The sequence below is a fragment of the Exiguobacterium sp. U13-1 genome, assembly GCF_001750115.1.
GTDB lineage: Bacteria > Bacillota > Bacilli > Exiguobacteriales > Exiguobacteriaceae > Exiguobacterium_A > Exiguobacterium_A acetylicum.
Genome location: NZ_CP015731.1, coordinates 1,748,576 through 1,760,837, shown reverse-complemented (window position 1 = coordinate 1,760,837; position 12,262 = coordinate 1,748,576). Strand labels below are relative to the sequence as shown.

Here is a 12,262-nt window from a genome sequence, read left to right as displayed (position 1 = left end):
GGTCAGCCCTATGATGAAAGAAAAGAGACAGAAAGGATGAACGGGATGATAACGAGTTATGCACGAGCGCAAGAACTCCGGCACGCCATTCGGGAAACGACGGATCGAGATGAAAGAAGACAATTGGAAGACGAACTGACGAATCTGTACGTCCGCCAAGCGGAGTACTCGAAATTTTCGGAGACGCCGGATTATGGCGCAGCGCGTCGCGCATTGACTATGGCACTTAAATTTCGTCCGAACCACCCGCTTGCGAATTATCGTCTCGGCTATATTCTTTATGTCAAACGCCAGTATGCGGAAGCGATACGTCACTTCAGCCGAGCGCTCGACGGTACGGTCGACGCTGCTCTGAGCGACATCCAGACGACACTGACGCATATGTTCGTCGTCAACTGCAGCATCTACCTAGCTCGCGAATCACTTGCTGAACTCGAATACCGAGAACACGTGAAGCATCCGAGCGAAGCGGCACGACTCAACAAATACCGAAACGAATTACTCGTTGAAGATGAGCACCTGTTTGACCGTCTTTATTATCGAAAAATTCAAGACGGAACGGAGACGTTGATCAATGAACGTTCGTTTCAGGGATATCAAGCTGACGATCAAGAAATCGTCTTAAGGAGCAGTTCAGAGGGAACCTTCGTCGAGTGGAGAAATCAAACCATCTTACTGAATCCGAACGGATTTTTGGCACTCTTCGTAATCATGACGGGCACGACGTCGACGTATCCTGCGCTAGCCGAGCGATTGACGGAATTGAGTGGTCAAGCGATTACGTACGATCACGTTCGCCAGTTACTGCGTCGTTTACGAAGTGACCTATTTTTCTTCCAGGACATCGTCCAAACGACATCACTTCGCATGAATGATGGCACGCGTTTGAATGGCTTTTCTGTCGCTGATGGTGTGAAGGTGACGGTTTTATGTCGAGCGGACCATTTGTTGAACTAGAAAGATAAATGGATATCATTTGTAAATGAATGTTTCGAGCGCTATACTCTTACTTTCGCATCCGCTGCTTAGGAGGAGATCACGCATGGAATTACTGAAGGAGTCATATGTAAAGTTTGACAGGTACGTCATTGTCAAAAAAGATGGTGGCCATGTACCTCACGAGGAATTTCTCGTCGAATTCACCAGCTGGCTAGAGACAAAAGGTCGTGGCTGGACTGGACTTTCTACTCAAGTCGATCAGGATGGCAACGCCATCGACAATATCAAATAACTACATATCGCAAAAAGACCGGTCGAAGGAGGATTCCTTACCGGTCTTTCGATTGCTACTCCATGAAATTGATTCGTACTCCGATGATTTGTTTATCGCGATTTTTCTTTACTTTCAGATGATAGATGCCGTCTCCATATCCAGAATCGGTCATGATACCCGCTCGAAACAAATGGACGTTCTGTTGACCGAAAAAGAGTTCCTCGGCTAGTTCCTCCTCACGAAACGCAACATCATCACCAATCAGTACAAATCCCGAATCAATCGCAATCTCATGCGAGCGCGTCCATCTGCCCGTCGGCTGATCGACACCTTCGTATACTGTAAGTAAACGAACCGTTCCATCTGAATCATATGTAACGGAAGCCGTCCATGCGCCAGACTTCACTTGCTCCAAGACAATCGATGCTACATCTTTTTCATTCGAATCCGTCACGAGCAGTCGATGACTACTAACACTAAAAGTACCCAGGGTAATCTTTTTATTAGCCCGGTCACGTAACATTTCGGATTCTACCCATTCGTTGAGTGAAGAGGCACAGTATTTTTCAAGCCCCTTTTTAGGATGCCACGTGAAGACGAGCTCTTGTAAAAAACGAAGTCGAATCCGGTAGCACAACCGTCTCCCATCTAAATGTTCACCAAAGCAGATCATATCCTTCGGTAAATCATCTGGACGATTTATGTGATGGTGGATGATATCTTCGACTTCAGAATGACTCGATTCAGTAGGTATCGAATAGAGTTGCCAGTCATGAAAGGCTGCACCATTTGATTCCTGCATGAGTGAAATGTAATCCGTCGGGAATTTTACACCGAGGATTTTTTCTGCACGCTTTAGATCGATTAGTGATACACCCGGGCGATGGATTGATCTGTTTGATGGCTGGTTTCATGCAGCACCTCCGATAGCTGAAGAGTGAATTTACTCTTCATTACTCAAGTTCATATAGTTCATCATTGACTTGATATGTGATGATTTCTTCCGGCATACTCCGAATGACGTTTTCTAACGAATTCACCGATCGATCGCTTGAACATATGAAAAAACCACATCCGTCATGACCAGGCTTGATAAGCACCGATGGAGGAGTTCGATCAAATGAAGCAATCGGTAGATATTGCTGGAAACCCCAATGTTGCCTTTCCTCAAACGTAAATTTTAAATTATCGTAATTCGAAATCACATAGAAAACATTCTCTTCTGCTAACCAGTACGTCTCGCGAATGACGCGAATGAGTGCCTCCTTGTTCTTTAATTCAACTGTAAAATAAACAAGCGGATCTAAATGATATTTTCGACTTGGATAAACCGTTTGAATGGTATAGTCAATATCCTGTTGCTGAAAGAACTGCTGATGTCGTTCTCTTAATACATATTCATCTGAAAAATACAGATACAACGGAAAATCGTTTCGATGCTCTAAAAACTCAAACAAAATTTTCTTCGTCGGTGTAATACATTCGTCATCCTCTGACGGACTTATTAAATATGCCGTTTTAATTGAATCATCCATATCTAAAAAGTGACCGAACAGACGACCTAAATCACCCATTACTTCATACTCTTCTATCCAGATCCTTGTCATGTTTTCTCCCTCAGTATGTATAAGTACATCATTTATGTTTACCTTTTGACTACTATTCGCATCATCCTGCTTAAAAATATACTTTGTGCTAATCAAAAACTCTTTCAAAGTTTGTACTTTTTTAAGTATGTCATTTCAAAGGGATTTTTGATATTGTCCTAATTTAATCTAGAGAGTTTCTTAAAAACTATGTAATGATTGTGCAACATCAATCATGCATATACTAAATGTAACTTTTACCTGTGTCCTTTCACGACAGAAACTATAACACTTGGAAATCAATGCATTAACTGTATTTCAATATTCATATACGTTAGGTATATGATTGTTCGATGCGAAGATAGTTATCCCATCGCCTAAATCCATATCGTATAATAAACCATTTTGAGTTAGAATTAATATGGAAATTAAAAACATTAATGCACTAAATTAGGATTAAATAAAAAAATTACTAATGGAGGATACGTCGTGGACAATGAAAGGAAACGTATTTTTAAATATAGTCGTTATAACAGACGGACCATCCAGATACGCTGGATTATCGGAATCCTTGCAGTTGTAATAATCGGAGGATCGTACTTTCTTGGGATGCACACTAAATCATCACAAGTTAAAAAGGAAACTCCTGTTACCGAATCAAAAACAGAAAAAGCAAAACAAAAAAGTGACACACCTGTAGCTTCTGATCCGAGAGATCTCGCCTCTTTCGGACACGGAACAAATGTAGAACAAACGAATAACGATTTCTCTCCAAAAGATGTCCAAAATGCTTTAGATACAGGGAAGCCTGTTGTTGAGAAGGCTATTTCATCCACAACCGAGTTAGTGAACCGTATTGTTAAAGAACAAAAAAAGATGAAAGAAACAGAACAACTTCGAATCAAAGATTTTCAAAAAACTGTCACCCAAGATGTGAGAGATCGAGTAGACGCGCAAGTTGAAATATTGAACGAAGCCGCACAAATTGCTCATATGATGGCTGCGGGTGCGTACATGGCGAAAAATGAAGATGTCCCATTCACAAATGTAGAAAACGCGATAGCGGAAAAACTCGAACCTCTCTCTCAAAATTTATTAGATATAGCATACAGCTTAGAGACGTATACGGTTTCTAAGAGTTTTGAAACATGGGACGAAGCTGAAAACTATTTACCTAATCGAGAGGAAAAAACTTTACGGGCAATTCCGCTTAATGAAGCTATCTTCAACGCTTCTTCTAGTGATGCTACCGAAACGAGTACTGATGCTTCAAATGTAATGAATGAAGATGACGGAGAGTTGATTGCAGAATTTTTAGATGGTCAATTTCAACTGACAGCCATGTTGAAAGAAGCGGATGACAAATATTACGAGATGTCACTCGAATACCCAGCAGAAGGCGATGATTTAACAACTGGCGATTCTTTGTCTCTCATGGTAAATGGTATGTCGGAAAAAATCATCGGCATTCAGAAATCGCCCACAGCAGATGGAAGTATTAAACACATCGCCAACACCTTGTCGACTGCAATCATCGAGATGCAATCCACTGCCTCTGAATTAGTGAGTTCAGAAAGACTACTCAAGAGTAATGAGATGGAAACGCGTCAGGACGGATACTATAGAGGACAAGAAGCTATCCAAAATTTGAACGACTTGAACAGCAATTTAGATACATCCGGATTTACCTCGCTAGATTTACCTACACCCGATATCAACGGCAATTAAAAAGGTTTACCCTGAAGGCACTCAGGTGCCTTTTCTTTCTGACAGAAACAGAACGTAAGTATGTAAAAAAGTTACGATTTGAAAATTTCTCAACAATCGAACTGGCATTAAAAAGTTCAGTGCAATCCGAAATGTCATCCTAAAAGACTTGGTGATTTCGATTCGAGCAGCTTTTGAAACGCAAAAAAACCGCTCAACCGAACGGCTCATGATTTATTGCGAAAAAATAAAAAAGTGGGAAGTGAGTGGGAACTGCCGCCCACTCACCTCTCACAAATCGCTTAAGCCTGCGGACGTTTCCGACGCAAACCATAATACTGATAAAACTGAACTTCGATGTTCCCGTTATAGAGCTTCCGACGTTTCGTCGCTGGGCGACCGTACGCTTTTTCGAACTCAACATACGACGTGATCATATAGACGCTGTAGTATGGGAATTCTTTATACGCCGTACCAATCTTGCGGTACAACTGATGGACTTCACGTGCGTCTTCCAAACGTTCCCCGTACGGCGGGTTCCCGATGATGACACCGAAGTCTTCCTTCGGTTTGAAGTCTGCTGCGTCGCGTTGCATGACGTTGATCGCATCGCGGACGTCTGCGAGTTCTGCGTTCGTTTTTGCGAGCTTGACCATCTCTGGATCGACATCGCTTGCGTAGATCTTCAATGGTTTGTCCCACTCGGCTTTGTCGTTCGCTTCGTTGATCGCATCGAACCATGCCTTCTTCGGAATGCATTTCCATTCCTGTGAGACGAACTCGCGGTTGATCCCTGGTGCGATATTACGCCCGATCATCGCTGCTTCAATCGCCAGTGTACCTGAACCGGTGAAGACGTCGTAGAGCGGCATATCCGGCTTCCAGTTCGTCAGCATCAGCATCGCTGCTGCCATCGTCTCTTTGAGTGGCGCGGCCGAGTGGAACTCACGGTAGCCGCGTTTGTGTAACGCGTCGCCAGACGTATCGATCGTTAATGTTGCGATGTCTTTTAACAAGGCGACTTCGATCGGATAGCTCGCGCCTGTCTTCGGCAACCATTCCGTTCCTTTGTTGTACGCTTCTTGCATGTGCGAGACGATCGCTTTCTCGGTGATCTTCTGGCAGTCACGGATCGAGAAGAGCTTCGACTTGACCGAACGACCGTTGACGATGAAGTTTGCATCCCACGGCATCAATTCGTGCCACGGTAGTGCCTTAACTTGATCGAACAATTTTTCGAATGTCGTCGCGCGGAACTCAGCGACTACGAGTTTAATCCGGTCCGCTGTCCGAAGCCACATGTTCAAACGGGGAATGTCCTCCATCTCACAATCGATGTAGACCTTTCCGTCCTCGACCGTACATTCATATCCTAACGCACGGACTTCTTTTGCGACGAGCGCTTCGATTCCCATCGCCGCTGTCGCGATGACTAAGCGTTTTGCCATATCGCGTTCACTCCTTTATTGTTTCTTCCACTGAATCGTTTCATTGCAATAAAAAAAGAGCCCAGGGTGGACCTGGACTCTCGTTCAACTTAAAAATAACAGCCTATGTGGTCCTGTAAGCCATGTTCTGTTCCTTAGTGTTCCAAACGGTTTGACCCTCACACGCAGGCGACAATCATCTATCTCCGTATTTGCATACGCTCTCCTTCGCGTTCAGTTCCGCTCCGGAAATTCCCCTACCAAATTTGGGTTTCTCGCTCGTGGGGTTTACCTCGTTCCACCTTCATGGTTTCCCATGAAGCTCCGTCACTGTGGCACCTTCAAGAAGTTTCGGCCATATCCGAAGACTTAGGCGTTCCTTCTGCCGTCAGCTTGACGCTGCCTACACTTATCTTTTTGTGTAGCACGATCACTACAGCCATCGCAGGCTGTGCGAGCATGGACTTTCCTCAAAGCACCGAAATGCCCCGCGATTGTCCGAACCAACATAGTCACTGTTTATGAGTGTAGCGTAGATGCCGCTTTCCTGCAAGAGGCAATTCTCGTTTTATAAACGAAAAAGTTGCGTCCCTGCCTCATTTCACGGTATAGTACAAGAGTTCAGAAGGGGGCATGTAGCATGAAAAAACGACGCTCTGGTACGAACCGGCGAACGGTTCGCAAGTTGACATTCCTGATCGAGATCGATGAGATCAAGGCACTTCATCTGCGAAACGGCATCTTCGCCTTCTATCGTCAAGGAGAGCTCATCCACGCGTTCGAGCCGTTCAACGTCAAGGCGCCCGATGCACTCTCAAAACGTAGCTATCATTTCGATCAACACGATATCTTGCTTATGAATGAACGTTTCCCTGAGCAAATCCCGTTGTATGATAATGCGATGACGTTACGCTCTTGGGCCGACCAGGTCGCTTATGGTTTATACCAATTGATCGATTCCAGTCGCCTGTCGTTCGTCCATGAGGATGACACAGGATACAAGATGGAAGCGATGATCACGTGGACTGGAGAGGCATTAACACCTCCGACGCCCGTCTATAAAAAAGGAAAAGACCCGAAGTAATCTTCAGGTCTCGTACGGCGCTTCCCACTCGGTGGGAGGCGCTTTTTTTATTTCACTGTCAGGAGTCGTTCAACGGTCCGCGTATGGCGTCCACCGGTCGTTGTAAAGACGAGCTTGTAAGCCCCCTTCTCTTTCAACTTATACGTAAACTTATGCGTCCCGTTCGTTAAATTCGATTGCGTGAACGTCTTGACGACCTTCCCGTCCTTATAAAGACGTGTCGTCGTCTTCGCACTCGCGTACTCATCGAAATAGAATGAAAACAGCTGATTCGGCTTGACCGTTGACGGCAACGAGATCTTCGAGATCGGTGCTGGTAACGTCGCCAAGATTCCAGCGTTCAAGCGACCCGTCCCGTAATGCGACTTCGTATCGCCTGATTTTTTCGTCGCTGCCGCATATAACTTACTGCGCATCGTCGTGTTCGAGACGAACGGATTCTTCGATTTTGCGAGTGCCAGTACACCGCTGACGACTGGTGTCGCCATCGACGTTCCGTCCAAGTAGCCGTATTTATTCCCGACGATCGTCGAGTAAACCCCTTCACCCGGCGCCATGATGTTGAGTCCTTTGCCGTAGTTCGAGAACGTCGAGGCACGCCCGAGCGTCCCGACTGATCCGACGGCAACGACTTGACTCATTGAGCCTGGGAAAAGAACTTTCCCCTTCCCGTCGTTTCCAGCTGCACCGACAACGAGGATGTTTTTCGCCTCTGCTTTTTTGATCGCGGACTCCATATATGGATCGTATTCATATTGTCCGAGCGACAGATTGATGACATCTGCCCCTTGCTCGATGGCATACAAAATACCGTCGCCGATATCGATCGACCCGGCATATTCTCCGTCAAAGACGTCCGCCCCGATCAGCTTGACACCCGAAGCGACACCGACGATTCCTTGACCGTCTTCACGCGCCCCGACAATCCCTGCGACATGTGTCCCGTGATCATCTGGTTTTCGAATCCCGGAAATCGTCGTTGTTTTATAGATGACATCCTTGAACTCACGGTGTTTCGTATCGATCGCGTCATCGATGATCGCAACACGAACATCCGATTTCCCGCGGCTGTACTTCCAGTAAGCCGGAATTCGTGACTGATCGAGGTACGTTTGCTGGAACTGGGCAGAATCCGTCGCTTTTTTGACGTCCGTGATCGGAATCAAATCGGCGTCGATATCCTCTTCCTCGAGATGCGCAAGGGGCTCGACGAGAGAGAATCCTTTTTGTTTCAGGGCACGAATTTCGGTCAGACCTTGATTCGCCAACCATTCTTGTTTTTGTTGTTCTGTAAAGGTTGGGTCGTATTGTACATATTGAGACTGCGCGAAAGCAGACGTTGGCATGGCGACGATTGTCGCTAGCGTGAGTAGTGCAAGTTGCTTTTTCATGGGAACACTGCCCTTCTCTGTTTACGCGCCGACCGAAGAATCGTCTGGACTAAAGCGGAACCGTACCGTCCGGTTCTTCGCTGACTTCAAAAGGAATGATCTTTCCGATCGTCACGTAAGCATAATAGCGTGCAAGGACCGCACGCCAACGCGTTGCATCGATACCCGTCAGGTCTTCACCTAACGGGGAACCGTCGAACGTCTCGAACTGTTGGCAAAAGAACGCTTCTTCTTCTTCATGCCACGTTACTTCTTCGCCGATGAACCCGGTCGAAAAGCGGACGAAGTCCGCAATCGAGGGTCCAATCACTTCTGCCGGCAAGCGTTCGCTCATCCGTCCGACCAGTTCATACCGGTCGCGTTGTGCTTGTTCCGCTTCTTCAATCGAATGACACAGCAGCACTTCACGATTTATTTCTACTAACACGACATAGTCACCACTCGGTAAATTGACGTGAATCATCCCTACACCCCTTGGATTGGATTCGTGCGGCTTCTAGGTGTCATTTTTTCTTCGATAATTTATAATGTCCATTTTCGATCAAATGTTAATTCAATCGGCTCGTTATCTTTCGACTTTAACATAACGACCCGTGTCGTTTCAATTTGATCGACGAGATCCGCTTGACGAAGAGACTGGATTTCCTTCGACGAACCGGCTTCAATCCGGTCTCTGTACGGGGCAAGCAAGTTTTGTTGATTGCTTGCGAGTGCGTACCAGGCAAGACGGGCGAACGGTTCATCCTTTGCTGTCTCGAGCGCGTAGCTCTCAAAGATATCTGGAAGATAACTGCTAAATTGATCAAGCGCGTCGATGCGTTCTGCAACGTCGAGAATCGTTAACCAACTCGGGAGTGACAGCAACGATTCACTTGACCACCAGTCGAGTAAATCGATATGTTCTTTAAGTAATTGCTGCGTTTCTGGTCGATCAATCATATGTTGTAGGGTCTGGATGAGTTCGTTCCAGGCAAGTGACCAGTATTCCTCTGACGGATTAGCTGAGAGGAAGAATTGACGATAGACCGTCAGTAGTTCCGAAACGTCCGTTAATGGTTCGACTTCCAATCGTTGATTAAAACGAATAACTGCTTTTGTAAAATAACTTGGTTCAAGCGTCAATGCCATATAGAGTAATTTCGGTGCATTTTTAATTTCACCTTGATCGACCGTCTCGAATAATTCTTGAATCCATTCTGGTTGTGGTTGTGTCATAATCCTTTTCCTCCGTTTAGTAAATTTGTTTACTATACCCGAAAAAAGATTAGTTGAATCATGCACACCTTAAATTGCTCCGATTCGTTGGGCGGTTTCCTCCGAACATAAGACGATCAGCGTTCCGTTTTTCGGAATCGTTTCGTCGAGACGTTGGTTCAAATCGAGCCGCTTCCCGTCGGATAGAATCGTCACCCCTTCTTCTAGCAAGGCATGAAACGCATCACGATATGTCGCCCATTCCGGTCGCGTCGGAATCGAGAACATCCCTTCACCATCCTTCGTTAACAAATTCGTCACGACCTTCGTCACGCCGGGATGATGGGACGCGAGGATCGCCATCCGGGCAATCGTCTCGTCACCAAGCAACACTTCATCGACCTTGACCTGTTCAAAACTGTCGAGGTGTTCTTCAAGCATCATCTCGACGATCGTGTAGATGTTCGGGTTCGCCCGTTCGATGCTTGAAGCGATCAACAGTGTTCGTCCGTCAGCATGGACCGGCGGAATCGAATGATCCGCGAGGACGATCGCGCGGACCGCCTTTTCGATGTGCGCTCGCTCAAGCGTCGACGTCAGTGCCGGATCACCACAGACGTAATGGAACCGGGGATGACTGAATGGCTCTCGCTCTAGGTCGTCGACGAGGACGACATCCGTATGTTCGAGCAATGACTCGATGACGTGCTTCGAACGCCGACTGTAACCGAAGACGACCGTATGTCCTGTTTCCTTCACTTGTAACAACCCTCTTTCCTTTTGATTACGAATCAACTGGACACCGTCGACCAGTTTTGAGATCAATCCACCGACGATCCCAATTCCGAAGATAAACACGAAAATCGTCAGAATGCGACCGGTATCCGAGTTCGGGAAGAAGTCACCGTATCCGACCGTGACGACGGTCGTCATCGTCCAGTAGACGGCGCGGAAGTAGGAGCCGAACGTCTCCGGCTCAAGCGCGTACATGATACCCGCGACACCGAAGACGAAAATCAACGACGCATACCCGAGCGTCCGCATCCGTAGAAACGAGACTTTTCGTAAAAAACGTAACCAGACCATGTTTTTTTCATTCCTTTCGAACAATCCGGTCTCTTCCCCTGTCAATAAGGGCGAAGGAGGTGATACACATGACACAAGCAGAAGAGATCAAGACGAGTCTCATCATCGTCTTCGAGCGTAAGGACAAGGTGACAGCAAACGGTGATGCCGTCGTCGCTCGCCGCCGCTACAACGGCTTACGTTCGAATCTTCCAGCAGACGTCGTCGCTTCGATCGGGCAATCGATCGGCAGCTTACTCGACGGACGTTACGCGCTGACGGAAATCAGCCGTGACTACGCTTTACTGAAGGCATGACCCATCTTCTACATTTTACGAAAGGAGTGACCATTGATGGAACATACGATCGTCCTGACGTTCGATACGGTGACGAAAAAGCCGTATCGCTTACGGATCGCTGGTGCGAAGGAGAATGCGACCGTGGCTGAGATCAAAGCAATCGGAGATTTGTTCGTCGCCCATGACCCGTTCATGAACGGTGTCACACGTCTCGCGTCCGCTGAATTGCAAAACAGTTCGGAATCGGCATTCGTCTTGTAAGCTTTTTCAGACCATCGTCACGGGATTACGTGACGATGGCTTTTTTTTGGTATACTAGAAACATCAACCAGCTGAAAGGAAGTCAATTTATGGCCAAACGCCCACTCACTCCTCGCGAATGCGAACTCGTCGTCTGTAGTCTCTACGTAATGGAACTCATCCCGTTCGAAGGCATCATGGAACGTCTCGAATCCATTACGCTCCGAGACATCATCGGCCCCGTCGCACGTGGCGAATCGACGCGGGAGCAAGCTGCTGACGCGCTTGACCAGTACATCAAGGTTCGACGTCGCCGGTTCCGTAACGTTCCACCAGAGCATCTCTGGTCGCTTGACGACCGGATTGAACAGGAAGCACTGCGGATGATCCGCAAGCGCTCGCCACTCTCGGCAGGAGAAAAGCTTCAGCCGAAAGCCATTCCCCATGAAATGGGGGATACGGTCGAGATGAAAGTGACTGAAATCCAAGATCGCAACAATAAAGTGACCTTGATCGGGAAAGTCGGTAATGTCACGGCGAAGCTCCCGGTCGCGAACCGTCAAGCCTATAAAGGCAATAAGACGATCTCCGCTTGGATCACGGGTGTCGAAAAGAAACCCGCCTTACTTCATCTGTCGACATCTGATTACGGCAAACATCAGCCGTCGGAAGACGTCAAGGCAGCGTATGCGACTGCTGTCGCAGCGTTACGTCTTTATTTCGAGACGAACGAACTCCCGACGACCGAAGAAGTCGATCTCGCGAAATCATTGTTCCAACGGATGATCCGTCGCGATCAGAACGATTGGTTCACGGTATACGTCGCGATGGGTCGCCCGCAACTCGATCACGTCCGGCGCTGGGTCAAGGTCATTCAGATGCTCGCCCGCTCCCTGCGTGGGGACGAAGAAGCGACACAACAACTCGCTTCGCAGGAAGATCGCTTCTTCAAGGATGCTTTATTGCGTGCCTGTAAAGCGGCAGAGAAAAACTTCACGTCTTGATGCTTTCGCCTTAGGACGCATTGATTCCTAGTCAAAACGAAAAAAAAGAACG

The 12,262-nt window shown here is 47.1% G+C and carries 14 protein-coding genes and 1 other RNA gene; 7 read left to right on the top strand and 8 right to left on the bottom strand.

From position 1 onward, the window contains the following. Positions 1-45: 45 nt before the first annotated feature. On the top strand, positions 46-957 hold the full coding sequence (locus ESP131_RS08955) for a tol-pal system YbgF family protein (protein ID WP_069941025.1): 912 nt from the start codon (positions 46-48) through the stop codon (positions 955-957). A gap of 85 nt (positions 958-1,042) precedes the next feature. Then, a complete protein-coding gene (locus ESP131_RS08950; protein ID WP_069940440.1) occupies positions 1,043-1,231 on the top strand; it encodes a hypothetical protein in 189 nt (62 codons plus the stop codon). A 55-nt stretch (positions 1,232-1,286) separates the two neighbouring features. On the opposite strand, the gene ESP131_RS08945 is transcribed toward ESP131_RS08950, so the two are convergent. Further along, entirely contained in the window at positions 1,287-2,078 is a 792-nt protein-coding gene (locus ESP131_RS08945) for an SMI1/KNR4 family protein (RefSeq protein WP_257785289.1), read from the bottom strand. A gap of 88 nt (positions 2,079-2,166) precedes the next feature. Then, complete coding sequence (locus ESP131_RS08940) at positions 2,167-2,928, bottom strand: hypothetical protein (protein ID WP_156772495.1); 762 nt, start codon at positions 2,926-2,928, stop codon at positions 2,167-2,169. Positions 2,929-3,408: 480 nt separating this feature from the next. Here ESP131_RS08940 and ESP131_RS08935 point away from each other — a divergent pair, with 480 nt between their 5' ends. Continuing rightward, positions 3,409-4,527, top strand: coding sequence for a hypothetical protein (locus ESP131_RS08935; RefSeq protein ID WP_197499313.1), 1,119 nt, complete (start codon positions 3,409-3,411; stop codon positions 4,525-4,527). A gap of 281 nt (positions 4,528-4,808) precedes the next feature. On the opposite strand, the gene ESP131_RS08930 is transcribed toward ESP131_RS08935, so the two are convergent. Beyond that, positions 4,809-5,954 carry a THUMP domain-containing class I SAM-dependent RNA methyltransferase gene (locus ESP131_RS08930; RefSeq protein WP_069940436.1) on the bottom strand — a complete coding sequence of 382 codons (1,146 nt, stop codon included), beginning with the start codon at positions 5,952-5,954 and terminating at the stop codon, positions 4,809-4,811. A 111-nt stretch (positions 5,955-6,065) separates the two neighbouring features. Then, positions 6,066-6,439: RNase P RNA component class B (gene rnpB / locus ESP131_RS08925), an RNA gene on the bottom strand. Between the two features lie 134 nt (positions 6,440-6,573). Between rnpB and ESP131_RS08920 the strand changes: the two genes are divergently transcribed. Next, a complete protein-coding gene (locus tag ESP131_RS08920) occupies positions 6,574-7,017 on the top strand; it encodes a hypothetical protein (RefSeq protein WP_041255063.1) in 444 nt (147 codons plus the stop codon). 47 nt (positions 7,018-7,064) lie between these two features. Here the strand turns inward: ESP131_RS08920 and ESP131_RS08915 are convergent, their stop codons facing one another. From ESP131_RS08915 to ESP131_RS08900, 4 genes are all read right to left on the bottom strand, one after another. Further along, positions 7,065-8,408, bottom strand: a complete 1,344-nt coding sequence (locus ESP131_RS08915) for a S8 family peptidase (RefSeq protein ID WP_069940435.1) — start codon at positions 8,406-8,408, stop codon at positions 7,065-7,067. Positions 8,409-8,457: 49 nt separating this feature from the next. After that, a complete protein-coding gene (locus ESP131_RS08910; protein WP_023467922.1) occupies positions 8,458-8,871 on the bottom strand; it encodes a hypothetical protein in 414 nt (137 codons plus the stop codon). A gap of 59 nt (positions 8,872-8,930) precedes the next feature. Continuing rightward, positions 8,931-9,623, bottom strand: coding sequence for a hypothetical protein (locus tag ESP131_RS08905; protein WP_069940434.1), 693 nt, complete (start codon positions 9,621-9,623; stop codon positions 8,931-8,933). Positions 9,624-9,692: 69 nt separating this feature from the next. Beyond that, entirely contained in the window at positions 9,693-10,688 is a 996-nt protein-coding gene (locus ESP131_RS08900) for a potassium channel family protein (RefSeq protein WP_231884689.1), read from the bottom strand. Positions 10,689-10,756: 68 nt separating this feature from the next. On the opposite strand from ESP131_RS08900, the gene ESP131_RS08895 reads away from it, so the two are divergent. From ESP131_RS08895 to ESP131_RS08885, 3 genes are all read left to right on the top strand, one after another. Continuing rightward, entirely contained in the window at positions 10,757-10,984 is a 228-nt protein-coding gene (locus tag ESP131_RS08895) for a DUF1659 domain-containing protein (protein ID WP_069940433.1), read from the top strand. A gap of 36 nt (positions 10,985-11,020) precedes the next feature. After that, positions 11,021-11,227 (top strand): DUF2922 family protein, encoded by a 207-nt coding sequence (locus tag ESP131_RS08890; RefSeq protein ID WP_029341392.1) that lies wholly within the window; start codon positions 11,021-11,023, stop codon positions 11,225-11,227. An 89-nt stretch (positions 11,228-11,316) separates the two neighbouring features. Next, positions 11,317-12,210 (top strand): hypothetical protein, encoded by an 894-nt coding sequence (locus ESP131_RS08885; protein WP_029341391.1) that lies wholly within the window; start codon positions 11,317-11,319, stop codon positions 12,208-12,210. The last annotated feature ends 52 nt before the right edge of the window (positions 12,211-12,262 follow it).